The organism is Algirhabdus cladophorae (genome assembly GCF_044772865.1).
In the GTDB taxonomy this organism is placed as follows: Bacteria; Pseudomonadota; Alphaproteobacteria; order Rhodobacterales; family Rhodobacteraceae; genus Algirhabdus; species Algirhabdus cladophorae.
Genome location: NZ_CP173029.1, coordinates 727,968 through 753,305 on the forward strand (window position 1 = coordinate 727,968; position 25,338 = coordinate 753,305).

Sequence of the window (25,338 nt, forward strand, 5' to 3'; positions counted from 1 at the left end):
TCAACCTGCCTGACCGCGCCCAAAGCGCAGTTTGTAATTTGTCAAAACATCCCCGGCCAGTAGCGCAAACAGCAGCATCCCTTGAAACGCTTGGATCGCTGCACCCGGCAGTCCCAACATAAATTGCGCCAGCTCGCCGCCGATATAAGTCAGAGCCATCAAAAGGCCCGCCAGCAAAATACCGATGGGATGCAATCGCCCGAGGAAGGCCACGATAATCGCGGTAAACCCATAGCCGCTGGCGAAATCAATACTGATCTGCCCGGCGGGGCCAGAGACTTCAAAAAGCCCTGCAACACCTGCCAATGCCCCCGACACCCCAAGGCAAAACGCGATGATGACGTTCGGTGAGACACCCGCAAATTTTGCTGCGCGCGGACTTTGCCCCGTCACCCGGATTTGAAATCCAAGGCTATGACGGGTCAGCAAGATATACGTCGCAATGACAGTGATAAGGGCTGTGACGACGCCCCAATGAGCACCTGTGCCTGCGATCAGTTCGGGGTTTGACCCGCTGGGATATTGTTGGAAGTTCCGGCTGCCCGGAAAACCGCCGCCATCTGGATTGCGTAGCGGACCAAGGGCCATTTGCGCCAACAGCGGGGTCGAGACATAGACCAGCATCAGCGAGACGAGGATCTCGTTGGTGTTGAACTTGATCTTTAGCAGGGCGGGGATCATCGCCCATAAAAAACCGCCAAAGGCCCCGGCCAGCACCATCAGTGGAAAGATGTACCACGCCTCCAAAGGATAAAACGCCAGACCAACAGCCGCACCGCAAATCGCACCAATAATATACTGGCCCTCGGCCCCGATATTCCACACGCCTGCACGAAAGCCTAATGACAACCCGATCGCTATCAAAATCAGGGGTGCTGCTTTGACCAGAAGTTGTGGCCGCGAATAGGCCGCGAATTGTTCATTGAACAAAGGGTCGTAAAAGATCGTGCGTATGGCCTCAAACGGGTCTTTGCCAAGGACGGCGAACATGATGCCACCCGCAATCATCGTCAAAACCACGGCCAAAACCGGTGTTAAAGCCGCCCACGTGCGTGAGGGTTGCAAGCGTTTTTCAAGGCGCAGCATGAGCGGCCTCCAGATCATGGGCGCCGCCCAACATCAGGCCAATCGCCTCAACATTCAGATCATTGGTCTGGCGCGGCGCACTTAGTCTGCCTTCGTTCAACGCAGCAAAGCGGTCGCTGATTTCCATCAATTCATCCAAATCTTGGCTGATCACCACAACGGCGGCTCCGTCTTCGGCCAAATCCAGCAGGGCTTGGCGAATGGCAGCGGCTGCGGCGGCATCAACGCCCCATGTTGGCTGGTTCACAACCAAGACCACGGGGGCCTGCATCACTTCGCGGCCAATAACAAACTTTTGCAAGTTCCCGCCAGACAAGGATCGTGCGGCATTTGCGGCACTTGGCGTGCGCACGTCGAAGGTTTGAATGATCTCTTTGGCAAAGCTTTCGGCAGCTTTCCAATTTAGAAAACCGTTTTGCTTGAGTTGCTTTCGGTCCATCCCCGTAAGATATGCGTTTTCGATCAGGGACATATCCGGTGCGGCCGCGTGGCCCAGACGTTCCTCGGGGGCGCAAAGCAAACCCAATTTGCGCCGCGCGGTTGGTCCCATATGCCCTACAGGAGCTGCGGCCAATGTCACGGCGTCTGGGGATGTGGTGCGTTCGCCCGAAAGGGCCGCCAAAAGCTCGTCCTGACCATTGCCTGCAACACCGCCGATGCCAAACACCTCGCCTTTTTGCACATTCAAATGAATATTGCGCAGACTGGTCCCAAACGGGCTGGCGGCGGGTAAGGTCAGGTCCTTGATCTGCAACACATCAGCCCCGGCGGGTTTGGGTTGCTTGTGCGGGACGTGCAAACTGGCCCCGACCATCAATTCGGCCATATCGCGCGCGCTGGTCTTTTTGGGATCGCAGGTGCCCACATTTTTGCCGAGGCGCAAGATGGTGGCCGCGTCACACAGGCTGCGAATTTCCTCCAGCTTGTGCGATATATATAGGATCGAGGTGCCTTCAGCGCGGAGTTTGCGCAAAGTTGCGAACAGAACCTCGACTTCTTGCGGGGTCAGCACGGATGTCGGTTCGTCCATAATCAGCAGCTTGGGGTTTTGCAGCAGGCAGCGGATGATTTCGACCCTTTGACGCTCCCCCGCACTTAGATCACCGACCAATCGCTGCGGGTCCAACGGCAGGCCATAGGCATTGGAGGTTTGGGTGATCTCAGTGGCCAGATCCCGCATCTTGGGTGGGTTTTCCATGCCAAGAGCGATGTTTTCAGCGACGCTGAGCGCCTCAAACAAGGAAAAGTGCTGAAATACCATCGCCACGCCAGCGGCCCTTGCCATGCGCGGCTCGGACGGGGCAAAATCATCCCCGAGAAAGCGCATATGGCCTGTGTCTGGCTTGACCAATCCGTAGATCATTTTGACCAAGGTGGATTTGCCAGCCCCGTTTTCGCCCAGCAAGGCGTGCACTTCGCCCGGTTTGATCGTCAGGCTGACCTGATCATTGGCCACAACGCCCGGGTAGGCCTTGGTCACAGCGGTAATTTCTAAGACAGAACTCATGCAGATTGTTCCTGTGCCCCAAGGACGGGTTGGCTGCGGCCGGGTTGACGGGGGGTCAGTAGCGCATCGGCGACGCCAATGGCAATGGCATAGGGATGTTTTCCAAGGCTGGGCCGACCAATGGGGCAGATGATCCGGTCGATACTGGATTGCGTGTGGCCAAGGGCGCGTAAACGGTTTTGAAACCGTGCCCATTTGGTTTTGGACCCGATCAAGCCGCAGGAGGCAAAGCCGCGCTGCAACAAACTGTGACACAGATCCAGATCAATCACATGGGAATAGGTCAAAATGAGGTGTTCGGCAGTGATCGGGGCATGGGTTGCCAGCTGCGGCAAATCCTGCGCGGTGACTTGATCCACGCGCGGTGGAAGCCTGTCCGGAAAGCGATCAGGTCCGGTGTCGGCCCATGTGATCTGAAGATCCGGCAGCGGAGCCAGAACATCCACAATGGCGCGTCCTACATGACCAGCACCCCAAATCCACAGGTTGCGGCTGCTGCGCAAAACAGGCTCGATCATCCAACCGTTTTGCAATTCTGGGGGCGGCATTTGCCCCTCAGCGCGTGCTTTGGCCAGCATTTTCGCTATTTTCAGCGGGTGCTGGTTGGTTTGCTCCGGCGCACGGACATACACGTCTTGGGGCACTGTGGCGATACGTTCCGCGTCAAATACTTCGGTCAAAAGGGTGACGGCACCGCCGCAGCACTGTCCCAGCTCGGGCCCTAAGGGATGGTGGGTGATCCGATCCTTGGTCACATCGCGCGCAGTTTCAGCCGCTTGAAATTCCAAAGCACCGCCACCGATCGTGCCCGACTGCCCTGTAGCCCAGACCAACATCGCCGCGCCCACCTCGCGCGGGCTGGAGCCCTTGGTTGCGGCCACAACAACGCGTATCACGCGCCCATGTTGGGTTACTTTTTCTGTGAGATCGGCCAGATCAAAGCTCATCCGCGGCGCGCATCCACAGCGCGTTTGATGGCCTCGGCAGTTGCAGGGGCTGACAGGGTCATTGGCCCGTCACCGCAAGCAGCCACTGCGTCTTGCAAGGCAAAATAAGCGGACATGCCTAACATGAACGGCGGCTCGCCCACGGCCTTGGATTTATAGATCGTGTCAGCCGGGTTTTCGGCGTCCCATAGGGCTACGTTAAAAATGGGTGGACGATCCGAACAAGCTGGAATTTTATAGGTCGCAGGGGCGTGCGTGCGCAACGCGCCGGTATCGTCCCATACCAATTCCTCGGTCGTCAGCCAGCCCGCGCCTTGGACATAGCCGCCCTCAATCTGGCCGATATCCAATGCAGGGTTCAGCGATGCGCCTGCATCATGCAAGATATCCGTGCGCAAAATGCGGTTTTCACCAGTCAGCGTGTCGATGACAACTTCGGTCAGTGCAGCCCCATAAGCGAAGTAGAAAAACGGCTGCCCGGTGCCGGCGATCCTGTCCCACGCGACATCGGGGGTTTTGTAAAACCCAGTCGCAGACAGGCTGACGCGGGCCTGATAAGCGCTTTGCGCAGCTTCGGCAAAGGTCCAAGACTTATCGGCGCAGGTCACCATGCCATTGGCAAAAGAGACAGGTTTGCCCTGACCCAGATGATTTGCAATGCGGGCTTTGATCTTGTCGCAGGCATCGGCCACAGCCATTCCGTTCAAATCAGACCCTGACGAGGCGGCGGTGGCAGATGTGTTTGGGACCTTGGCTGTGTCTGTTGCAGTGATTTTGATTGCATCAATTGGGAGGCCAAACCGGCTTGCGGCCACTTGCGCAACTTTCTGAAACAGGCCTTGTCCCATCTCGGTCCCACCGTGGTTGAGCATCACCGAGCCGTCGGAATAGACGTGCACCAAAGCGCCGGCTTGGTTGAGATGGGTCAGGGTAAAGCTGATCCCGAACTTAAGGGGCGTTAGGCTGAGCCCCTTTTTAAGGATGTGGTTATTCGAATTAAAATCTAAAATATCGCGGCGTTTTGCGTGGTAATTTGATGTTTCTACCAGGCTTTCGCAAAGCTGGTTGATGATGCCGTCACTTACGGTCATGCCGTAAGGTGTGGTTTGGGGCGCGCCGGTTCCGGCATCGCGGTACATATTTATCTGACGTACTGCAAAGGGATCCAGCCCAAGGTGACGGGCCAGATCGTCCATAGCGGCCTCAATGCCCATCATGCCTTGTGGGCCACCAAAGCCGCGAAAGGCTGTAGCGCTTTGGGTGTTGGTTTTCAGACGGTGGGAGGTGATCCGCACATTGGGTAGGAAATAGGCGTTGTCTGCGTGCAGCATGGCGCGATCGGCCACAGGCAGTGACAGATCCTGCGCCCAACCGCAGCGGGCAAACTGTTCAAAGGTGATCGCGGCAATTTTCCCATCTGAATCAAATCCAACGTCATAATCGATGCGAAAATCGTGGCGTTTGCCCGTAATCATCATGTCGTCGTCGCGGTCGTACCGCATTTTGCAGGGGCGTCCGGACCGGTTTGCAGCAATCGCACAGGCCACAGCCAAAGCGTTCCCTTGGCTTTCCTTGCCGCCAAAGCCACCGCCCATGCGCCGCACTTCTACACGCACAGCATGCATCGGCACCCCGAGGCTTTCTGCCACTTTGTGCTGGATTTCCGTCGGATGCTGAGTGGAGGAATGCACCAGCGTATCGCCGTTGTCTTGGGGCAGGGCGAGGGCGGCTTGGCCTTCCAGATAAAAGTGCTCTTGGCCGCCCATGGTGACAGAGCCGCTCAAGCGGTTGACCGCTGTGGCAAGCGCGCCTTCGGGATCGCCTTGGCCGTAGACACGCGGGCCATCCTCAAACCGACTGTTGGCTTGCATGGCATGATCAATGGTCAGGATACTGGGCGTTTCCGCGTAGCTGATTTTGCCCAAACGCGCAGCTTTGCGCGCGGCAAGATGGCTGGTTGCTACAACTAAAAACAGCGGCTGACCAAGGTAATGGACCCGACCTGTGGCAAGCAATGGTTCGTCATGGACGGAGGGCGAGACATCATTGGCAAAGGGCAGGTCATGGGCGGTCAAAACATCGATCACGCCATCGGCACCGCGCACGTCGTCCAGCACCATCTCAGTAACTTCAGCGCAGGCCACGGTGCTAAGACCAAAGGCCAGATGCAACGTGTCGCGGGGTGTTGGAATGTCGTCCACATAGCGTGCAGCCCCAGTCACATGGCCGCGGGCCGCGTCATGGGCCAGAGCGTTGCGCACGGTCACGATGTGACCTCTAGAACCGATGTGGGGTGTCCTTGATCCTCATAAAAATATCGTAACATCAAGGATGTAGCAGTTTCGATCCGGTAGTCAGCACTGGCGCGCATGTCGCTGAGCGGGGTGAAATCCTTGGCCATAGCAGCAGCGGCCTTTTGGGCGGTGTCGAGCGACCAATCCGCCCCTTCCAGAATGGCCTCGGCACAGGAGGCCCGTTTTGGCGTTCCGGCCATACCGCCAAAAGCGATGCGGGCACTGGTGATTTTTCCGTCCTCAACACAGATATTGAAACACCCGCAGACAGCCGAGATATCTTGATCAAAACGTTTCGAGATTTTGTAGCATTTCAATCGGTCTGTTTGGCGCGGGAAACTGACGCTTTCTACAAATTCGCTGACGTCGCGATCCTGATGGCCATAGGCGACAAAGAAGTCTTCGAGCGGCATGTGCCTGCGGTCCGCGCCACGGCGCAAATGCAACGTCGCGCCCAATGCAATCAGCGCGGGGGGGCTGTCGCCGATGGGGGACCCGTTAGCGATATTGCCACCTATTGTGGCGGCGTTGCGCACTTGTTCGGATCCATAGCGGCGCAAAAGCTCAGCCAAGCTGGGATGAAACGGAGCCATCGCCGTGCGAACAGCATTGATCGTAGTCCCTGCTCCGATGGTGATCATTTCATCCGTAATTTCAATCTGCTGCAGATCGACACATCGATGCAAAAACGCCACTGGCTGGATGTCGCGCAATTGCTTGGTGACCCATAGGCCGACATCTGTGGCCCCAGCGATCAATGTACCGTCCGGGTTGTCCATCAACCAATCGGCCAAGGCGTCCGCACTGTCTGGCAGCGCCATGTGGTGTGCCACGCTGTCTGGCAGGGCATCGTGCATCCATTCAGGAACGGGCGCGTTTTCGGCCTCTTGGGCGGCGCGGATGATCGGGGCGTAGCCGGTGCAGCGGCACAGGTTCCCAGCCAATTGATCGTTGTGATCTGTTTGCCCATTGAGATGTGCTGCGGCCATTGTCACCACAAAGCCCGGTGTGCAGAACCCGCACTGTGATCCATGATTGTCGACCATAGCCTGCTGGACAGGGTGCAACGCGCCGTCTGGCGCTGCGATGCCTTCCACTGTCCGAACTGATTTGCCGTGCAGCTGAGGCATCAACAAAATGCAGGCATTCAGGGCCTTGGCCCCGCTTGTATCCGTCACCATAACCGAGCATGCGCCGCAATCGCCTTCGTTGCAGCCTTCTTTCGTGCCGGTCAGGCCTCGATCCTCGCGCAACCAATCTAAAAGGGTATGGGTGGCGGACACATCGGCCTGCACAGTCTCTCCGTTCAGAAGAAACGTGATTTCCATGAAAACACCTGCCGCCTTACCAGTGCTGTGGGGATCTGCGTGGATCGATGCGGCGTAGACCCGCGCCCCCTTTGGCTGGATCCGATGAAAGCTAAGAAATTTCTGTTTGGCAAGAGGGGGAATGGCCTTTTCCTTGAGCTGCCCAATCAATAGGCTGCGCGCTATGAGCACCGCTACACGATTCATCCATTTGCGCATGCACTCCGAATATTCGTTGCTGGAAGGCGCGATGCGGGTCAAGAAATTGCCGGCACTGGCCGCGGAGTTGGACATGCCTGCGCTGGCATTGACCGACACCAACAATATGTTCGCAGCGCTGGAATATTCAGAAGGGATGTCCAAGGCGGGTGTGCAGCCGATCATTGGCTGTCAGATCGACCTGACCTATGACCCCGCCGCCCAAGGCGAAAAGCCACGCGATCCAGCAGGCCTTGTTTTACTGGCGCAAACCGAGACAGGTTATGAAAACCTGATGAAGCTAAACTCCTGTCTGTATCTGGACAGTGACGGGCAGTTGCCGCAGGTGACTTTGGACGATTTGGCGTCTTACAATGCCGATGTGATCTGCCTGACGGGCGGTCCGGATGGGCCACTGGGCAGGCTATTGCGCGGCGGTCAACGCCCGAAAGCAGAGGCTCTGTTGCAGCGCTTGCAGCAGATTTTTGGCGACAGGCTCTATGTGGAATTGCAACGTCATCCCGGTGAGGATGGCAGCGCCCCTGAGGCCGAGCGGTTGACTGAACAGGGTCATGTGGAATTGGCCTATGGGATGGGTCTGCCATTGGTGGCGACAAACGATGTGTATTTCCCAAATGCCGAGATGTATGAGGCCCATGATGCGCTGATCTGCATTTCCGAAGGCGCCTATGTGGACCAGCAAGAACCGCGTCGCCGGTTGACCCCGCAGCACTATTTCAAAACGCCACAGGAGATGGCAGTTCTGTTTGCGGATCTACCGGAAGCCCTTGAAAATACGGTTGAAATTGCGCGCCGTTGTGCGTTCAAAGCCTACAAGCGCGATCCGATCCTGCCGAAATTTGCCGATGACGAAGTGGTAGAACTGCGCCGCCAAGCCAATGAAGGCCTGCAGAACCGTTTGGCCGTGATCCCCCATGCAGCGTCCGTGGAAGAGTATCAAAAGCGCCTCGATTTCGAGCTGGATATCATCGAAGGCATGGGGTTCCCGGGCTACTTTTTGATTGTTGCTGACTTTATCAAATGGGCCAAGGATGAAAACATACCCGTGGGCCCCGGGCGGGGATCCGGTGCGGGCAGTCTCGTGGCCTATGCGCTGACCGTGACCGACCTTGATCCATTGCGGTATTCCTTGCTGTTCGAGCGTTTCTTAAACCCAGAACGCGTGTCGATGCCCGACTTTGACATCGACTTTTGCATGGACCGTCGTGAAGAAGTCATCCGCTACGTTCAGGAAAAATATGGTCGCGACAAAGTGGGCCAGATCATCACCTTTGGGGCCTTGCTGTCCAAGGCCGCCGTGCGCGATATCGGCCGCGTGTTGCAGATGCCCTATGGCCAAGTGGACCGCTTGTCGAAGATGATCCCTGTGGAAGGGGTCAAACCTGTTTCCATCGAAAAGGCCCTCGCAGACGAGCCGCGCTTGCGCGAAGAGGCCAAGAATGAAGAAGTTGTCGACCGTTTGCTGACCTATGGTCAACAGGTCGAAGGGCTGTTGCGCAATGCCTCGACCCATGCGGCGGGTGTGGTGATCGGCGACCGGCCGCTGGATGCATTGGTGCCGCTGTACCAAGATCCGCGATCCGACATGCCCGCCACGCAGTTCAATATGAAATGGGTGGAACAGGCCGGATTGGTCAAGTTCGACTTTTTGGGCCTCAAAACTCTGACAGTGATTCAGAACGCTGTGGATTTGATCCTGCAATCGGGTCGTGATCTGCATGTGCGAGCTGACGGGACCGAGCTTTATAAACCTGCGGAGGGAACGCTGAACGACATCAACGCAATCCCGCTGGATGATGAGGCGTCGTACAAACTGTATGCCTCCGCCAAAACGGTTGCGGTATTCCAAGTTGAATCCAGCGGCATGATGGATGCGCTCAAGCGGATGAAACCCACCTGTATCGAGGACATCGTGGCCCTTGTGGCGCTGTACCGGCCCGGTCCGATGGAAAACATTCCGCAGTATTGCGATGTGAAGAACGACCGCGCTGAACGCGAACGGTTGCACCCGTCCATTGACCATATTCTGGATGAGACCCAAGGCATCATCGTCTACCAAGAACAAGTGATGCAGATCGCCCAGGAAATGGCGGGCTACAGCCTTGGTGGGGCGGATTTGCTGCGTCGTGCCATGGGTAAAAAGATCCAAGAGGCGATGGACGCGGAAAAGCCGAAATTCCTTGCAGGCTCGGCTGAAAATGGCGTCGATGAAAAGAAGGCGAAAGAGGTCTGGGACCTGCTGGATAAGTTCGCCAACTACGGTTTCAACAAATCCCACGCGGCGGCCTATGCGGTGGTGAGCTATCAAACCGCATGGCTCAAGGCGAACCACCCGGTCGAGTTTATGGCCGGGGTGATGAACTGCGATATCCACCTGACGGACAAGCTGGCGGTGTACTTTGAAGAGGTCAAAAAGGGCCTTGATCTGCCCTATGTGCCACCCTGTGTGAACCGCTCGCAAGCCACGTTTAACGTGCATGAGGGCGCATTGGTCTACGGCCTCGGGGCACTGAAAAACGTGGGCGTGGATGCCATGGGTTTGGTTGTTGCAGGGCGCGGGGATAAGCCGTTCGTCACGCTTTTTGACTTTGCGCGCCGTGTAGATCTGAAACGAGTGGGCAAGCGCCCGATGGAGATGCTGGCCCGCGCTGGTGCCTTTGATGTGTTGGATGCGAACCGCCGCCGTGTGTTCGACAGTCTGGACGGATTGGTCAACTATTCCAGTGCGATACACGACCAACGTAACTCAAACCAAGTCTCGCTTTTCGGGGAAGCCGGTGATGATTTGCCCGAGCCGCGACTGTCCCCTGTCAGTGATTGGTTGCCTGCGGAACGGTTGGCCGAGGAATTCAAAGCCATCGGGTTTTTCCTGTCTGGTCACCCGCTGGACGATTATTCTGCCCCGCTCAAACGCAAGGGCATCGTGACCTTGGATGAGGTTACGGAAAAAGCGCGCTCTGGCGCCTGCATTGCCAAAATGGCGGGATATGTGGCCGGGCGTCAGGAACGCAAATCAGCCCGCGGCAACCGTTTTGCCTTTGTGCAACTCAGCGATACCACGGGCGGTTTTGAAGTGACGATGTTCAGTGACACTTTGGAAGTGGCGCGCGATCATTTGGACACCGGCAGCAAGGTGGTGCTAACGGTTGAGGCGACGATGGAAAGCGACCAGCTCAAGTTGTTGGCCCGGTCCGTGACGCCGATTGATACCATGGTGGCGGATGCAGGCAGCACGGGCTTGCGGGTGTATGTCGAGGACCAAGAGGCCATTATGCCTGTGGCCGGTGTGTTGCAAAACGCAGCCGAGACGATCAAGCAAGGCGGCAAAGGCCCAATCATTTTCTGTCTGCTGGACGAGAAATTGCCGGGCGAGGTCGAGATGCAACTGCCGCAGGACTACCCCATGACGCCGCAGATCAAAGGAGCGATCAAATCCCTTGAAGGTGTCGTCATGGTTGAAGACATCTAAAGCAGCACTGGCAAGGTTTTGCTGGGGGGAATCAAATGCTTCCCCTGATGCGTTCGAGCCGTTAAAACCCGTGTGAATGCAGGCGAGGGAACTTTGATGCGCGTTACAATGATTGCGGTTTTGGTGATCCTCGCCGGGTGCGGCCCGCGCGTGCAAGACCTGCCTAAACTCTCTGCTGAAAATGTAAGCGAGGCCCCTCAATCTTTGTCTGCTGTCCCGTCGGTTGAGGCGCAGCCGCTCGACACGGAACAGGCCGATGTTCAGGCAGCCTTAGCTGTCGCCAATGCCGCAGAAGCCTCTGAAGGCGCCGCTGGATTGTTTGGTGCGCTGCGCCGTGTATTGCCCAGTGCGGGTTTGGCCCAAGAACGGGCGCGGCGCCAAGCCATTGCCCCCAAAGCAGCCGTTTTGCCCCAAGGGGATGTGACCCTGTCGCCGACGGATGCTGCGAACCCTGCTATGCTGGCGTCTATCGCTGCACCTTCTAGGGTAACCGATGCCACGCCAACTACGCCAGTCGTGCAAGTGCCTGAAACCGCGCCTGCATCAGCGGCGGTGGCTGACGTGGATGCAGAGCCTGCCCAGCAGACTGAAAAGAAAGGTATTTTTGGCCTTTTTACCCGCAGGCCCGATCCGCAGTCCGATCCCGAAGTAGACTTGGTCGCACCGGAGAAAGCTCAGGATTTGATCCCAAGCGAAGACGTTCCAGAACCACCTGCAGTCATCGAAGCGGCGGTGCAACAGCCTGCAGCCCCCAGCAACCGTTTGCGCCGCACGCTATTTTCGCCGCGTCGCCCTTCGGCTGTGGTGGGTCCCGATGCGGGCCAAGTGGCCTTGGGCGATGCCATGGCATATGGCCAGATCGCACGCGTGTGCGGGGCCCAACGGGGCAGTTTAGGCCAGGAAATTGGGCGCTATCCGGATCGCGGCAAAGGCTACCGGTTATATGACAGCAAGCCGGGATCGACGGCCCTGAGACCGCATTACATTACCGGATTTTCTGATGGTTGCGTGCGTCAGTTCAGTGCAGCCCTTGCGATGTTTGGGGGCACTCAGTTCCACGAGCAAGTGCGCTACGAGCGCAGCAACCGCGATTTGCCGTTTACGCCGACCGATCAGGCCTATGAGGCGCTGAAATCCAAAATATGCGGTGTGGCCAAAAACACGCCATGCCCCAGCAGCAAAGTGGCAAAGCTGGAAAAAGACACAGTGTTTGTGACTGTTTACGAACGGTTTGGCAGCAACCCGCGCTGGGCGGATTTGTTGCTGCATGACGGTCGGGTTTTAGCCAAGGATATCAAGGCGCGCTGATCACCAATGGGGTGGGCGTTGATCCGCAAGGGCCACAGTTCCGCCTTCTGATAACTCGCGTTCCGCTTCGCGCCCCATCAACAACTCAATCCGGCGCTTGAGGATCGAGATCTCGGTCTCTTGACGGGCGACAATATCGCTCAGTTCATCCACTGTGCGGGTCAGATGGGCGAGGCTTTCCTCGAAACTGGTAAAATCTTGGCTCATGAAGGCGCACTTAACACAGGCTGTTGTCCTTGAATAGGCTTCGGGGTATGTGGCCTGCGACAAGGCAAGGACAGATGTTATGGCCAAGATGAAGAAACAGCCGCGCCCAAAAGCGCAGACCCCGAAAGGCTTTCGCGACTACTTTGGCGCGCAAGTCACGCAGCGGGCTCACATGTTGCGTCAGATCGCGGAGGTCTATCATCATTACGGGTTTGATGCCTTGGAAAGCTCGGCGGTGGAAACAGTCGAGGCGCTGGGCAAGTTCCTGCCGGATGTGGATCGTCCCAATGAGGGTGTTTTTGCCTGGCAAGAGGACGAAGACTGGCTGGCGTTGCGGTATGATCTGACAGCGCCTTTGGCCCGCGTCTATGCGCAATTTCGCAACGATCTGCCAACGCCTTACCGGCGCTACGCCATGGGGCCCGTTTGGCGCAATGAAAAGCCGGGACCGGGCCGGTTTCGGCAGTTTTATCAATGTGATGCGGATACTGTTGGCGCGCCATCTGTGGCGGCTGACGCAGAAATTTGTGCCATGTTGTCGGATGTTTTGGAACGTGTCGGCATTGATCGGGGCGACTACATTGTGCGGGTCAACAATCGCAAAGTCCTCAACGGTGTGATGGAAGTCGCGGGCCTGTCAGGAGACGACAAAGATGCCGAACGCGGCATCGTGTTGCGCGCCATCGACAAACTTGATCGCCTTGGGTTCGAGGGCGTTCGCGCCCTGTTACAAGCCGGCCGCGAGGACGAAAGTGGTGACTTTACCAAAGGTGCTGGCCTCGGGGATGAACAGGCACAGATTGTGCTGGGCTTTATGCAGGCCAAACGCGAAACTGGTGCCGCGACCACGGCGCGCTTGTTGGAACTGGTGAAAGGTTCTGCAGTTGGGGAAGCTGGTGTTTCTGAATTGGAAACAATCGCTACCTTGCTGGACGTACAGGGCTACAACGCGGATCGCATCGAAATTGACCCTTCTGTGGTGCGCGGATTGGGGTACTACACGGGGCCGGTATATGAGGCGGAACTGACCTTTGAAATTAAGGATGAAAAGGGTCGTCCGCGGCAATTCGGATCTGTGTCAGGGGGCGGACGCTACGACGATTTGGTCAAGCGGTTCACAGGCCAGGAAGTTCCGGCAACTGGTGTGTCCATCGGGGTCGACCGTTTGCTGGCAGCGCTTCACATGAAGGGCCGGATGCAGGCCCAAGAGGTTGGCCCAGTGATCGTCACAGTCATGGATCGCGACCGCATGGCCGATTATCAGGCCATGGTGGCCGAGTTGCGCAATGCTGGTATTCGGTCCGAGGTTTATTTGGGCAACCCCAAGAACTTTGGCAATCAGTTAAAATACGCAGATAAACGCAGCAGCCCTGTGGCTGTGATTGAAGGTGGCGATGAAAAGGCCGCTGGCATCATTCAGATCAAGGATTTGGTCCTTGGCGCGCAGATCGCCGAGAACGCCACATTGGAAGAATGGAAAGAGCGCCCCTCTCAGTTTGAAGTCCCCCGGGATCAGATGGTGGCAAAGGTGCGTGAGATCCTGCAAGGACAGTCCAAGTGACGACGCCCGCGTACCAAAACAAGGCGACCGAGATCTTGCAAGCGTTTGAAGCAAAAGGCGCTTTGCGGGTTGAGGCAAATGTTTTGCAACCGGCTGGCGCCTTGCTGGATCTTTACGGCGAGGACATTCGTGCGCGGGCCTACATCACCCAAGATGCGCTGCGTGGCGAGCAAATGTTGCGGCCCGATTTCACCGTACCTGTTGTTCAAATGCATATGAAAGAGGGCGCAGACCCTGCGCGCTACACCTACGCGGGCCGGGTTTTTCGGCGCCAGGAGAACGATCCGGATCGGGCCAACGAGTATTTGCAAGTGGGCTATGAGGTCTTTGATCGGGACAACAGTGATGCCACGGATGCCGAGGTTTTTGCGCTGATCGAGGCGCAATTGGATGGGGTAGATGTGGTTTCCGTCACCGGCGACATCGGGATTTTGACGGCCGCTGTGAAGGGGCTAAAGACCACTGATGATCGCAAAGAAGCTTTGCTGCGTCATATCTGGCGGCCGCGTCGTTTCAAGGCCTTGTTGGACCGGTTTGGCGGGCGCAGTGCCATGCCGCCCAGCCGTGAAAACCTGCTGGCGCGGGCTTATCCGTTTGCAGCTGCAGCCCCGATGATCGGGTTGCGTCGTAGATCCGAGATCAGCAAGCGGATAACAGCCCTGCATGCAGATGCGAAAGCCGACCCAATTTCCGGCGAGGAAGTGGCTTTGTTAGAGGCGCTTTTGGCAATCAAAGAAACGCTACCGAACGCTATCAGCCAATTGGCCAATATCGCCGTGGATATGCCATCGATTGATGTGGCTTTGGAAACAATGAGGCGGCGAAGTGATGCGCTCGCGGCCCTCGGCGTCGCAGCGGACACGCTGCCGTTTGAAGCTAGTTTCGGTCGGACGATCATGGAATATTACGATGGCTTTGTGTTCGGGTTTCGTGCTGCCAAGCGTCCAGATTTGCCCTATCTTGCCTCCGGCGGACGCTATGATGCGCTGTGCCACAGGTTAGGTCAGGGCCGCGCAATTCCGGCTGTGGGGGGTGTCATCCGGCCGGGTTTGCTGGTGGATTTGCTGGAGGCGGGCCAATGATGTTGAAACTGGGCGTCCCATCAAAAGGCCGGTTGATGGAAAAGACCTTTGACTGGTTTGGTGAACGGGGCGTTGTGCTGCGCAAATCCGGCTCAGATCGGGAATACGCGGGCGAAGTCACTGGGGTCGACGGTGTCGAACTGGTCCTGCTGTCGGCAGGTGAAATCCCAAGGGAGTTGGCCGCAGGTCGGATCCATTTGGGGGTGACTGGATCAGATTTGGTGCGGGAAAAGCTACCGGTCTGGGACAATCAAGTGGCCGAACTGGCGCTTATGGGCTTTGGCCATGCCGATTTGATCTTGGCCGTGCCGCAGTGTTGGGTTGATGTGGATGTTTTGGACGATCTGGATGCGGTTGCCGCTGCCTTTCGACGCGACCACGGGTTCCGTTTGCGAATTGCCACGAAATATCACCGCTTGGTGCGTGAGTTTTTGCAGGACGCTGGTGTGGCCGATTATCAGTTGGTGGACAGTCAAGGTGCAACCGAGGGCACTGTGAAAAACGAGACCGCAGAAATGGTGGCAGACATTACGACAACCGGGGCGACTTTACTGGCCAACCATTTGAAACTGTTGCAAGACGGACTGATTCATAAATCCCAAGCAACGTTGTTTAAATCGCGGATCGCCCCGTGGGATGATCAGACACGTTCTGCTTTGAAGACCTTGCAAACAAAGCTGGCCCTATAGCACGCCGATTTCGGCAAGGGCTGCGTTAAGTTGTGGCGGGATTGCGTCTTCTGCGGCGCGCCCCGGGGCCAGATCAATGGGTGCGTCAGCGGCTTGCAGGTAACGCCAGCCTTGGAACGGGCGCTTGAGCGTCGCGGCGACCCGTGTCATTTCCGGTTCTGAAACAATGGCGCAGCGCCGGATGCCGTCTTGGCCGATCACTTCGTCGAGGCGCAGTATCTTTTGGCGGCATAGGATTACGCCCTTGATGACCCAGTAGATGCTGCCACCAGCAAGAATCTCGGCTTCGCGTTTGGGCCACATACGGGTCACATGGCGCGGCAAACCATCCGCCGTTTGCGCCCGTTTCTGGGCCTGCCACGCCTGCAAACCTTCGACGGTTTCTGTACCGACGGACAATTTCACGATATTCACATAGTTATCCACAGAGTCGCCCCCAGCGCTGGTATATATTGTAGTGGTTGGAGCCAAAGAGACAAGTTTTTGTGGTCAGGCGTAGGGTGGCGGTCTATAGTGTGTACCTGCATTAAGGTTTAGCCACATCCGGAGTCTGCCATGAGCCGTTTTACTGCCCCCATCGCCGAGCAAATTTGGGACATGAAATACCGCTTTAAACAAGCGGACGGAACGGCCATCGACAAAACAGTCGAAGACACGTGGCGGCGCATTGCGGGATCTTTGGCCTCGGTAGAGGCAGATCCAGCAGCCTGGGAAGGCAAATTCTATGATGCGCTGGAAGATTTCAAATATTTGCCAGCGGGGCGGATCACTGCCGGGGCTGGAACCGAGCGTAGTGTGACCCTGTTCAATTGCTTTGTGATGGGCACGATCCCTGACAGTATGGGCGGCATCTTCGATATGCTGAAAGAGGCCGCTTTGACCATGCAGCAAGGTGGTGGCATCGGCTATGATTTCAGCACGATCCGGCCCAAAGGGGCAGGGGTCAAAGGTGTGGCGGCCGATGCGTCTGGTCCACTGTCGTTTATGGATGTGTGGGACAGTATGTGCCGCACAATCATGTCCGCAGGGTCGCGCCGCGGAGCGATGATGGCCACGATGCGCTGCGATCATCCAGATATCGAGGATTTTATTACGGCCAAATCCGACGCAGCCCGTTTGCGGATGTTTAACGTATCAGTCTTGGTCACAGACCCTTTCATGGAGGCAGTGAAAGCCGACAAGCCTTGGGATCTGGTGTTTGACGGCACCGTTTATCGCACGGTCCAAGCACGCGAACTGTGGGATGCGATTATGCAATCCACGTATGATTATGCCGAACCAGGTGTGATTTTCATCGACCGGATCAATGCGGCCAACAACCTGAACTATGTGGAAACCATTGCGGCCACCAACCCTTGCGGCGAACAGCCGTTGCCGCCTTATGGGGCCTGTTTGTTAGGCTCGATCAACATGGCGCGTCTGGTCAGTGACCCGTTTGGGAAAGCCGCGCAATTGGATGAAGCCGCGCTGATTGATTTGGTAGGTACTGCCGTGCGCATGATGGATAATGTGGTGGATGCCAGCCGCTTCCCATTGGAGGCCCAAGCCCGAGAGGCCGCAGCCAAGCGTCGGATCGGTCTTGGGGTCACTGGATTAGCGGACGCGTTGTTGATGGTGGGCCTGCGCTATGGATCCGACGAGGCGGCGCGTCAAACGGACCGCTGGTTGCACGCAATCGCCCGCGCCGCGTATCTGGCGTCGGTCGATTTGGCCAAGGAAAAGGGGGCGTTCCCCTTGTTTGACGCAGACAAGTACTTGGCCAGCGGCGCAATGATGCAAATGGACGAGGACGTGCGCGACGCGATCCGCGAGCACGGTATTCGCAACGCGCTTTTGACCTCGATTGCGCCTACGGGCACGATCAGCCTTTATGCGGGCAACGTCAGCTCGGGGATTGAGCCTGTGTTTGCCTATGCCTATACCCGCAAAGTTTTGCAAAAGGATGGCAGTCGCACAGAGGAAGAAGTGGTGGATTACGCCGTGCAAATGTGGCGTGATACGTTTGGCGATGCGGAATTGCCCGACTATTTCGTCAACGCCCAAACTCTAGCGCCAACCGATCACGTTAAAATGCAAGCGGCCGCCCAAAAATGGGTCGACAGCAGCATTTCCAAGACGATCAACTGCCCCGAGGACATCAGTTTCGAGGCCTTCAAAGATGTTTATATGCAGGCTTGGGATACAGGCTGTAAGGGCTGTACCACCTACCGTCCGAACGATGTCACTGGCAGCGTGCTGAGTGTTTCAGAAGCCTCGGAAGATGCGCCGCAGGTCGATAGCGGAGCGGATGTTGTTTATCTGTCTGAACCGCTGGACCGCCCCAATGAATTGGAAGGCCAGACTTACAAGGTTAAATGGCCCGACAGCGAACATGCGATTTATATCACGATCAATGATATCGTCCTAAACGGCCACAGGCGCCCGTTTGAGGTGTTCATTAACTCCAAGAATATGGAGCATTTTGCCTGGACTGTGGCCTTGACCCGGATGATCAGTGCTGTGTTCCGGCGTGGGGGCGATGTGTCCTTTGTGGTTGAGGAGCTAAAGGCTGTGTTTGATCCGCGTGGTGGTGCCTGGATGGACGGGAAATATATCCCCTCGATGCTGGCGGCGATTGGTGGTGTGATTGAACGGCATATGATCGCAACGGGTTTTCTGGAAGGCGAGGGTATGGGGCTGAAATCGGACCCTCAGGCGCAAGTTGTCAATCTGGATGCACCGCGTGGCAAAGCCTGCCCAAGTTGCGGGCAATTTGACATGCAAATGCAAGAAGGCTGCATGACCTGCGCAAGTTGTGGGCATTCTAAGTGTGGATAACCGGATTGTTCGGCTGTTAACCAGATTTTCTTAGGTCATATCTACAACTTGGGATAGAATTTCCAAAGGGTAGGGCGTTGCAAATGGAACGCAATATGACGGCAAAGACACTTCTGGCGGCAGTACTGGGCTTTTTGGTGCTGTGCGGGGCCTCTCACGCGCAGGATTCTGAGCGCCAGCTTGTGGGCTGGGCCCAGATTTTCAACAATGATTACCTTGGCGATGGCAAAGATCGCTGGCGCACTGGTAGTTACCGCCTCAGCAGAACGATGGGGCGCGATCCTTGGGCCGGGCAGCGGCCTTTGGCGTTTGGGGATTTGCTGGAATACCGGTTTGGCGCCGAAATCATTGCCCCGGCCAGCCTGTCTAGGCAAAGCGACAGGGATCGACCCTATGCAGGGCTGCTGTCGTTTGGCGTACACTCGCATTTCCAACGAGGCGGTGCGGATATCAGCATAGGTTTTGATCTTTATGCCACTGGGCCGCAAACCGGAATTGATGATTTCCAAACGGGGGCCCATGATCTGTTTGGCGCAACCGAACCGCAGGTCCTAGACACGCAAATCGGCGATGGCATTTACCCAACGGCACTGGCTGAAGTGGCGAAAACCTATAGCTTTGGTCCCAATGTCATGGCGCGTCCATTTGTCGAAGTCCAAGGCGGGGTTGAGACCTTTGCGCGCCTCGGGGCTGATGTGATGATTGGACGGCTGGGACAGGATGAACTGCTGTTGCGCGATACGGTGACGGGCCAAATCTTGCGCGGATCAACGCCTCAATCGACAGGGGGCGCCTTTGTTTTAGGGGGCGACTGGGCCTATCTGGCGGACAGCCGACTGTTGCCGGGCTCTGATGCGGCACAACTCAAGGATCGTGGCCGGCTGCGTGCGGGCTACCACTGGCAGGGTGCAAAGGCTGGCATGTTCTATGGGGCCACGTGGTTGGGACAGGAATTTGAAGATCAGCCCGAGGGTCAAGTTGTTGGGTCAATCCGCTTACAGTTGAATTTCTGACACACCTTCGGGCTTTGCAACACAACCATCTTCACAGGATGAGCTTGGGCTGCTAACCTGCCTTAAGTAAAACAATAATCCCTGCGCAAAAGTAGGGAAAAGACGAGGCAGGATACAAGCATGAAAACGGGCTTTCGTGGCACGTTCATCATCTCTTGGTCCAAGACAGAAGTAGACGGTTTGCCGGTCGCACCGGTCTCGAGCCTAAGCGCGGGTGCAACCTGGGCATGGTTTGGCGAGGCAGTGCGTGTCGATGGGCCTTCGGATGTATTGTGTCTGGATCAATCAAAAGATGATACAATTCTTCATCAGCGGGCGGCGAAAACCGTGCACCGCTTGGTCGGACGTGTGTTGCCGACATCTGCCGACAGTCCGGTGCCGTCGGACAGGTCCGAAGATATTCTCAAGGATAGCTCCTTTATGGTCACGGATGGGGCACAAACCTATCGTGCGACGATTATTGATGTGCCTGGGTCCAAACGTCCGTTGTTGATGTTCGTCAACGAATTACCGCCCAAAGGCACGGATCTTTGGGTTGTGCGCTGCGACATTCCACAGGTCGAGCCATCGCCGCGCGGATTTGGCGAGCCGGGGGTGATTTGTTTTACTCCTGGCACTATGGTGGCCACGGCCTCGGGCCTGCGCCCTGTAGAAACAATTTCGCCAGACGACGTGTTGCTGACAAAAGACAACGGACCGCAAAAGATCATTTGGCGGGGTCATCGTCGGATGACGGGTGCGCGGCTGTTTGCGATGCCGCATTTGCGGCCTGTGCGATTGCGGGCGGATGCATTGGGTGGCGGGATACCGGATGCCGAACTGCTGGTCTCGCCCGAGCACCAAGTGGTTTTGCGCGGTACCGCAGCGCGGCGCCTGTTTAACGAGACCGAAGTCTTGGTACAGGCCAAGGAATTGGTCAACGATCATACCATTTGGATCGACACAGCGATCCGCGAAGTCACCTATATTCATCTTATGTTCGAGCAACATCAGGTGATTTGGGCCAATGGGGTCGAAACCGAAAGTTTCCATCCAGCCAGCACTGCATTGGATATGATTGATCCCAGCCAACGACAGGGTCTCAAGGATATCCTGCCGGACGTTGCGGAATACCCGATGGAATACGGCGCCTTTGCGCGACGCAGGCTCACCCCATCGGAAGCTGCAATTTTATTGCATGACGCCGCTTGATCTGTTGACTCCCCACTATCCCCCTATATAAGCACGCCATCCGGTGCCTTGGCGCCGGTTATTTTATTGGTGTTGGTGGCCCCTGCAAAGGGATGCCTGTCGGGGGAAACCCAAAGGACAACGCCCTTCATAGCCTGCAAAGGCACTCTAACGAAGGAGAACAGCCGTGACTAAGCGTACGTCTGCCAAATACAAAATCGACCGCCGCATGGGCGAAAACATCTGGGGTCGTCCAAAATCACCTGTCAACCGTCGCGAATATGGCCCCGGCCAGCACGGTCAACGTCGTAAGGGCAAACTGTCCGACTTTGGTTTGCAGTTGCGTGCCAAGCAGAAGTTGAAAGGCTATTACGGCGACCTGACAGAGAAACAATTCCGTCGCATTTATGCCGAAGCTGAGCGTGTAAAAGGCGACACTGGTGAAAACCTAATCGGTCTGCTGGAACGCCGTTTGGACGCAGTTGTCTACCGCGCCAAGTTCGTAGCCACTGTTTTCGCTGCGCGCCAGTTCGTAAACCATGGCCACGTGCGTGTGAACGGCCAAAAGGTTAACATCCCGTCCTACCGCGTCAAAGAAGGCGACGTGATCGAAGTACGTGATCGTTCCAAGCAAATGACAGCGATCATGGAAGCCGTGGCTTTGCCCGAGCGTGACGTGCCAGATTACATGGACGTGGACCATTCCAAGCTGACCGCGACTTTCGTGCGCACACCGTCTTTGGGTGACGTGCCGTATCCGGTCATGATGGAACCAAACCTCGTCGTGGAATTCTACGCGAAGAACTAATCTTCGCCGATCTGATCCAAAGCCGCGACGGGAAACCGCCGCGGCTTTTTTTATGTCTCGCGTTCGGGATTTCGCGGGGCTACACATAGCGCCAACAGGAGAACAGTTAGATGACCCAGATCGCAGCCCAACCCGGTATCATGGAGATTGCTTTGTACAAAGGCGGCAAATCCCATGTGGATGGGTTGCATGAGGTGATCAAATTGTCGTCTAATGAAAACCCTTTTGGCCCGTCGCCCAAGGCCATCGCGGCCTATCAGGCGGTAGGACCGGATTTGCACCGCTATCCATCCACGGATCACGCGGATTTGCGTGCGGCGATCGGTGCGCGCTATGATCTTGATCCTGAACAGATCATTTGTGGTGTAGGCTCGGACGAGATTATCACCTTCCTGTGCCAAGCCTTTGCTGGCCCGGGCGATGAAGTTCTGCACACGGAACACGGGTTTTCGATGTATAAAATCTCGGCTCTTGCGGCCGGGGCGACACCTGTTGAGGTCAAGGAACGCGACAGGGTCACAGATGTAGATGCCCTGTTAGCCGGAGTGACCGACAAAACGCGGCTGGTGTTCATCGCCAACCCCAACAACCCCACGACCACGATGATCGGCGGGAACGAAGTGGCCAGATTAGCAGACGGTCTGCCCGACAACTGCCTTTTGGTTCTGGACGGCGCCTATGCGGAGTTCGCGGAAGGTTATGATGGGGGCGCTGCCCTCGTGCAAAGCCGCGAAAATGTGGTGATGACGCGAACATTTTCCAAACTACATGGGTTGGGGGGGCTGCGCGTTGGCTGGGGCTATGCGCCCGAGGCGATTATTGATGTGCTGAACCGTGTGCGCGGACCATTTAACTTGTCAAACGGGGCTTTGGCGGCGGCTGAGGCTGCGATCCAAGACACTGAATTCTCAGAGAAATGTTTGGCCGAAAACGCGCGGCTTCGGGCGTGGCTTGCGTCGGAACTGGCGGCCATCGGTCTGCCCAGCGACACGTCCCAAACAAACTTCCTTTTGGTGCGCATGGCAGATCATGCCGAGGCTTTGGCCGCCGATGAATTTCTGCAATCCAAAGGCATCCTGATCCGCCGCGTCGAAAGCTATAAATTGCCGAATTTCCTGCGTATTACTGTTGGCACCCAATCCGAATGCGAAAAGCTGGTCGCAGCGTTGAAAGAGTTCAAATCATGAGCCAGCCTTATGAAAAAGTGGCGCTTATCGGCCTTGGTTTGATTGCTTCGTCGATGTTTTGGGCGATGAAGCGGCATGATCCATCGGTGCATGTGACGGGCTTTGCCCGGTCGGCTGCTACTCGCGACATAGCGCGTGAAATCGGCTTGTGCGACGCGGTGTGCGATAGTCTGGTTGAGACCGTCCAAGACGCTGATTTGGTTGTGCTTTGTGTGCCTGTCGGTGTTATGGGCGACGTTGCGGCCGAGATTGGGCCGCATTTGAAAGCCGGTGCCACGGTGTCTGATGTTGGATCTGTGAAACAGGCGGTAATCGATGCGGTTGCGCCTCATCTTCCAACAAACGTCCATTTCGTGCCAGCCCACCCGATGGCAGGCACCGAACATTCCGGCCCACGTTCCGGTTTTGCGGAACTGTTCGACAACCGCTGGTGTCTGATCGTGCCCGTAGAGGGGAGCGATGCACAGGCCGTTAAGACCCTTACAGATTTTTGGATATCTATTGGTTCAAACACGGCTCATATGGACCCCGAGCATCACGATCTGGTGGTCGCGGTTACCAGTCACGCCCCGCACTTGATCGCCTACACAATGGTCGGTGTCGCGGACGATCTGGGCCGTGTCTCTGACAGCGAAGTGATCAATTATTCCGCTGCTGGCTTTCGGGATTTCACCCGCATTGCGGCCTCGGATCCAACAATGTGGCGCGATGTCTTCCTCAATAACAAAGAGGCCACTTTGGAAATTCTTGGCCGCTTTACCGAAGAGCTTTTTGCCCTTCAGCGGGCGATCCGAACCGGTGATGGCGATCATCTGCACGACTATTTTACCCGCACACGCGCCATTCGACGCGGCATTATTGAAGCTGGTCAAGACACGGACGCACCCAACTTTGGCCGGAGTGCGAAATGATCCGCTGGGTCGTGGTGCTGGCAGTTCTGGCGCAGCCGGTCCAGGCCAATGCACCGGCCGATAGCCTCAGACCCGTGGCCAGATCAGTCGCTATCTCAGTGGCCGAGGTCCCTGCCCAAGCCGCATCAACCGAGGTCAAAAAGGAACGCAAAGGTCTGTTTTCGGCCCTGCGCCCCAAGAACCGCCCTAAATCGGTAGGCCAAGCAAAAATCTGTGGCGATCCGGCCCTTGATGGCAAGATCGTGGCCCCAATCCAAGGCACAATTCGGGGCTGTGGCGTCGCGGCACCCGTGCGCCTAACCTCGGTGTCGGGCGTGGCGCTGTCGCGCCCTGCCATTATGGATTGCACTACGGCCAAGGCTTTGAAGAAATGGATCAAAACAGGCGCGCAACCGGCCCTGTCCAAGCGCGGTGGCGTGAAGTCCCTCGATGTGGTTGCCCACTACGCCTGTCGTACCCGCAACAACCAAAAGGGTGCGAAAATCTCGGAACATGGCAAGGGGCGCGCGATTGATATTGCAGGCATGACCGCAGGCGACGGCAGCCAGATTACCTTGCTTAAGGGCTGGAATTCCCGCCGAGACGGACCTGCTTTGAAAAAGATGTGGCGTGCGGCCTGCGGCCCGTTTGGAACAGTCCTGGGGCCAAACTCAAACCGCTTTCACCTTGATCATTTTCATTTTGACACGGCCCGCTATCGGTCCGGCCCTTATTGCCGCTAGCGTAGTTGAATTTTTGGGGCGCGACCCAAGGGGAGCGGGCCAAGGCTGACAAAACCGTTTTTGAAACTGAGGGGTGCATCGATGGAATTGGGGTTGCCCGACAAGCCCGCCACAGCATTCAGCATCGTTTCGGCCAAAGGACGCGCCCGTCCGGGCAATATCCCGGCGGTTTCAGCCAATGCCAGAATTTGCTGCCAATTGTCGGCTTTGATCGCCAGATCGCCAGTGGGTGTGCCATCTGGATCTATCTGCAAGTCGCCGGTTGCTTTGATTGTGATGTCGCCCCACCCGGCGTCGACGAGTTTGATCTGGATTGACGTGGGCTGAGGGCGCTGGTCTTCGATGGCAAAGCGATCCCAAGGCCGGTCAAACTCAAGGGTCGCATCAATGATCATGTCGCGCAGCTCAGCAGGCAACAATTGCGCGGGATCCAGTTGCTGACGCAGCCCTTGGGGCAAGGCGACGTTCTGACTGGAGGCATAAAAGTCGTAGGTGTTCACTCGGGTCGCAGTCCCACGTGCTGCGATTTGAACTGCGCCGATTTTCGTCGTGCCTTGGGGGCTGGTGACCTCCAGTGTTTTGCCCTCAAAATTTGTTGTGTCCAGTTCCAGCGATGTGCTTGGCTTGAACTTGAGCGAGGCGCGCATGTCCGCTGAGGTGATTGTCACTGTGCCAGCGTCGGGCGTGGCAAAACTTTGGCTGGGCGGCCAAACGGCAATCAAATGGTTGGGGCGGTAGCTTAGGGCGAAGAGCTGCAAAAAGGGTGCCGTGTAGGCCAAACCGGTTTGCGGATCGGCCAGTTCCAGATCGGTGATCGTTGTATCAAATCGGGACGGGAAGCCGGCCGTGTTGAGGTCGCTGTAGTCGGCCACCCAGCCTTCTGCACGGCGCTCGTCAAACCAAGTGGCCATAGCGTTTTGCGCCGTGCGGGCGCCGACGAACCAGTACCCCGCATAGGCCAAAGCTGCGATAATCACGATCACCAGAAGTTTGCGCATGGGTGCCCCCTTGGTTTGTTATTGGGGGCTGTTTAT

Annotated in this window: 20 protein-coding genes; 12 read left to right on the top strand and 8 right to left on the bottom strand. The window is 56.8% G+C overall.

All coding sequences use genetic code 11. The annotated features are described in order from the left end of the window. Genes ACIRQ6_RS03520 through xdhA form a run of 5 tightly spaced genes read right to left on the bottom strand, consistent with a single transcriptional unit; the run spans window position 1 to window position 7,162 of the window. A complete protein-coding gene (locus tag ACIRQ6_RS03520; RefSeq protein ID WP_420862756.1) occupies window positions 1–1,086 on the bottom strand; it encodes an ABC transporter permease in 1,086 nt (361 codons plus the stop codon). Beyond that, window positions 1,073–2,593 carry an ABC transporter ATP-binding protein gene (locus tag ACIRQ6_RS03525; RefSeq protein ID WP_420862757.1) on the bottom strand — a complete coding sequence of 507 codons (1,521 nt, stop codon included), beginning with the start codon at window positions 2,591–2,593 and terminating at the stop codon, window positions 1,073–1,075. The genes ACIRQ6_RS03520 and ACIRQ6_RS03525 overlap by 14 nt, the downstream gene beginning before the upstream one ends. Continuing rightward, on the bottom strand, window positions 2,590–3,540 hold the full coding sequence (gene xdhC, locus ACIRQ6_RS03530; protein WP_420862758.1) for a xanthine dehydrogenase accessory protein XdhC: 951 nt from the start codon (window positions 3,538–3,540) through the stop codon (window positions 2,590–2,592). The genes ACIRQ6_RS03525 and xdhC overlap by 4 nt, the downstream gene beginning before the upstream one ends. Beyond that, window positions 3,537–5,807: a xanthine dehydrogenase molybdopterin binding subunit gene (gene xdhB / locus ACIRQ6_RS03535; RefSeq protein ID WP_420862759.1), complete on the bottom strand. Its 2,271-nt coding sequence runs from the start codon at window positions 5,805–5,807 to the stop codon at window positions 3,537–3,539. The genes xdhC and xdhB overlap by 4 nt, the downstream gene beginning before the upstream one ends. After that, window positions 5,804–7,162, bottom strand: a complete 1,359-nt coding sequence (xdhA, locus tag ACIRQ6_RS03540) for a xanthine dehydrogenase small subunit (RefSeq protein WP_420863844.1) — start codon at window positions 7,160–7,162, stop codon at window positions 5,804–5,806. The genes xdhB and xdhA overlap by 4 nt, the downstream gene beginning before the upstream one ends. Before the next feature lie 163 nt (window positions 7,163–7,325). On the opposite strand from xdhA, the gene dnaE reads away from it, so the two are divergent. Both dnaE and ACIRQ6_RS03550 read left to right on the top strand, forming a co-directional pair. Beyond that, complete coding sequence (dnaE, locus tag ACIRQ6_RS03545) at window positions 7,326–10,829, top strand: DNA polymerase III subunit alpha (protein ID WP_420862760.1); 3,504 nt, start codon at window positions 7,326–7,328, stop codon at window positions 10,827–10,829. Between the two features lie 96 nt (window positions 10,830–10,925). Then, window positions 10,926–12,137, top strand: a complete 1,212-nt coding sequence (locus tag ACIRQ6_RS03550; RefSeq protein WP_420862761.1) for a hypothetical protein — start codon at window positions 10,926–10,928, stop codon at window positions 12,135–12,137. Here ACIRQ6_RS03550 and ACIRQ6_RS03555 read toward each other — a convergent pair whose 3' ends face one another. Then, window positions 12,138–12,344 carry a SlyX family protein gene (locus tag ACIRQ6_RS03555; RefSeq protein WP_420862762.1) on the bottom strand — a complete coding sequence of 69 codons (207 nt, stop codon included), beginning with the start codon at window positions 12,342–12,344 and terminating at the stop codon, window positions 12,138–12,140. Between the two features lie 79 nt (window positions 12,345–12,423). On the opposite strand from ACIRQ6_RS03555, the gene hisS reads away from it, so the two are divergent. The 3 genes from hisS to hisG are packed head-to-tail and all read left to right on the top strand — an operon-like array spanning window position 12,424 to window position 15,676. Then, complete coding sequence (gene hisS, locus ACIRQ6_RS03560; RefSeq protein ID WP_420862763.1) at window positions 12,424–13,905, top strand: histidine--tRNA ligase; 1,482 nt, start codon at window positions 12,424–12,426, stop codon at window positions 13,903–13,905. Continuing rightward, complete coding sequence (locus ACIRQ6_RS03565; protein ID WP_420862764.1) at window positions 13,902–14,987, top strand: ATP phosphoribosyltransferase regulatory subunit; 1,086 nt, start codon at window positions 13,902–13,904, stop codon at window positions 14,985–14,987. Before hisS ends, ACIRQ6_RS03565 begins: the two co-directional genes overlap by 4 nt. Then, window positions 14,984–15,676, top strand: coding sequence for an ATP phosphoribosyltransferase (hisG, locus tag ACIRQ6_RS03570; protein WP_420862765.1), 693 nt, complete (start codon window positions 14,984–14,986; stop codon window positions 15,674–15,676). The genes ACIRQ6_RS03565 and hisG overlap by 4 nt, the downstream gene beginning before the upstream one ends. Here the strand turns inward: hisG and ACIRQ6_RS03575 are convergent. Then, entirely contained in the window at window positions 15,671–16,102 is a 432-nt protein-coding gene (locus tag ACIRQ6_RS03575) for a DUF1489 family protein (protein WP_420862766.1), read from the bottom strand. The genes hisG and ACIRQ6_RS03575 overlap by 6 nt on opposite strands. Window positions 16,103–16,231: 129 nt before the next feature. On the opposite strand from ACIRQ6_RS03575, the gene ACIRQ6_RS03580 reads away from it, so the two are divergent. The 7 genes from ACIRQ6_RS03580 (at window position 16,232) to ACIRQ6_RS03610 (ending at window position 24,304) form a co-directional block, all read left to right on the top strand. Next, window positions 16,232–18,493: an adenosylcobalamin-dependent ribonucleoside-diphosphate reductase gene (locus ACIRQ6_RS03580; protein WP_420862767.1), complete on the top strand. Its 2,262-nt coding sequence runs from the start codon at window positions 16,232–16,234 to the stop codon at window positions 18,491–18,493. Window positions 18,494–18,588: 95 nt separating this feature from the next. Then, on the top strand, window positions 18,589–19,506 hold the full coding sequence (locus ACIRQ6_RS03585; protein WP_420862768.1) for a lipid A-modifier LpxR family protein: 918 nt from the start codon (window positions 18,589–18,591) through the stop codon (window positions 19,504–19,506). A 120-nt stretch (window positions 19,507–19,626) separates the two neighbouring features. Continuing rightward, on the top strand, window positions 19,627–20,697 hold the full coding sequence (locus tag ACIRQ6_RS03590) for a Hint domain-containing protein (protein WP_420862769.1): 1,071 nt from the start codon (window positions 19,627–19,629) through the stop codon (window positions 20,695–20,697). A gap of 166 nt (window positions 20,698–20,863) precedes the next feature. After that, a complete protein-coding gene (gene rpsD, locus ACIRQ6_RS03595; RefSeq protein ID WP_420862770.1) occupies window positions 20,864–21,484 on the top strand; it encodes a 30S ribosomal protein S4 in 621 nt (206 codons plus the stop codon). Window positions 21,485–21,594: 110 nt separating this feature from the next. Beyond that, window positions 21,595–22,671, top strand: a complete 1,077-nt coding sequence (hisC, locus tag ACIRQ6_RS03600) for a histidinol-phosphate transaminase (RefSeq protein WP_420862771.1) — start codon at window positions 21,595–21,597, stop codon at window positions 22,669–22,671. Then, window positions 22,668–23,582 carry a prephenate/arogenate dehydrogenase family protein gene (locus ACIRQ6_RS03605; RefSeq protein WP_420862772.1) on the top strand — a complete coding sequence of 305 codons (915 nt, stop codon included), beginning with the start codon at window positions 22,668–22,670 and terminating at the stop codon, window positions 23,580–23,582. The genes hisC and ACIRQ6_RS03605 overlap by 4 nt, the downstream gene beginning before the upstream one ends. Beyond that, on the top strand, window positions 23,579–24,304 hold the full coding sequence (locus ACIRQ6_RS03610; protein WP_420862773.1) for an extensin family protein: 726 nt from the start codon (window positions 23,579–23,581) through the stop codon (window positions 24,302–24,304). The genes ACIRQ6_RS03605 and ACIRQ6_RS03610 overlap by 4 nt, the downstream gene beginning before the upstream one ends. Here ACIRQ6_RS03610 and ACIRQ6_RS03615 read toward each other — a convergent pair. After that, window positions 24,301–25,302 carry a DUF2125 domain-containing protein gene (locus ACIRQ6_RS03615; RefSeq protein WP_420862774.1) on the bottom strand — a complete coding sequence of 334 codons (1,002 nt, stop codon included), beginning with the start codon at window positions 25,300–25,302 and terminating at the stop codon, window positions 24,301–24,303. The two genes, ACIRQ6_RS03610 and ACIRQ6_RS03615, sit on opposite strands and share 4 nt — an antisense overlap. Between the last annotated feature and the right edge of the window lie 36 nt (window positions 25,303–25,338).

Coding starts and splice junctions, on each gene's coding strand:
- dnaE (WP_420862760.1), top strand. CDS start 7,326: ATGAGCACCGCTACACGATTCATCCATTTGCGCATGCACTCCGAATAT.
- ACIRQ6_RS03525 (WP_420862757.1), bottom strand. CDS start 2,593: ATGAGTTCTGTCTTAGAAATTACCGCTGTGACCAAGGCCTACCCGGGC.
- ACIRQ6_RS03615 (WP_420862774.1), bottom strand. CDS start 25,302: ATGCGCAAACTTCTGGTGATCGTGATTATCGCAGCTTTGGCCTATGCG.
- xdhA (WP_420863844.1), bottom strand. CDS start 7,162: ATGGAAATCACGTTTCTTCTGAACGGAGAGACTGTGCAGGCCGATGTG.
- ACIRQ6_RS03590 (WP_420862769.1), top strand. CDS start 19,627: ATGAAAACGGGCTTTCGTGGCACGTTCATCATCTCTTGGTCCAAGACA.
- ACIRQ6_RS03555 (WP_420862762.1), bottom strand. CDS start 12,344: ATGAGCCAAGATTTTACCAGTTTCGAGGAAAGCCTCGCCCATCTGACC.
- hisC (WP_420862771.1), top strand. CDS start 21,595: ATGACCCAGATCGCAGCCCAACCCGGTATCATGGAGATTGCTTTGTAC.
- hisG (WP_420862765.1), top strand. CDS start 14,984: ATGATGTTGAAACTGGGCGTCCCATCAAAAGGCCGGTTGATGGAAAAG.
- ACIRQ6_RS03610 (WP_420862773.1), top strand. CDS start 23,579: ATGATCCGCTGGGTCGTGGTGCTGGCAGTTCTGGCGCAGCCGGTCCAG.
- ACIRQ6_RS03580 (WP_420862767.1), top strand. CDS start 16,232: ATGAGCCGTTTTACTGCCCCCATCGCCGAGCAAATTTGGGACATGAAA.
- ACIRQ6_RS03585 (WP_420862768.1), top strand. CDS start 18,589: ATGACGGCAAAGACACTTCTGGCGGCAGTACTGGGCTTTTTGGTGCTG.
- ACIRQ6_RS03550 (WP_420862761.1), top strand. CDS start 10,926: ATGCGCGTTACAATGATTGCGGTTTTGGTGATCCTCGCCGGGTGCGGC.
- xdhC (WP_420862758.1), bottom strand. CDS start 3,540: ATGAGCTTTGATCTGGCCGATCTCACAGAAAAAGTAACCCAACATGGG.
- ACIRQ6_RS03520 (WP_420862756.1), bottom strand. CDS start 1,086: ATGCTGCGCCTTGAAAAACGCTTGCAACCCTCACGCACGTGGGCGGCT.
- hisS (WP_420862763.1), top strand. CDS start 12,424: ATGGCCAAGATGAAGAAACAGCCGCGCCCAAAAGCGCAGACCCCGAAA.
- ACIRQ6_RS03605 (WP_420862772.1), top strand. CDS start 22,668: ATGAGCCAGCCTTATGAAAAAGTGGCGCTTATCGGCCTTGGTTTGATT.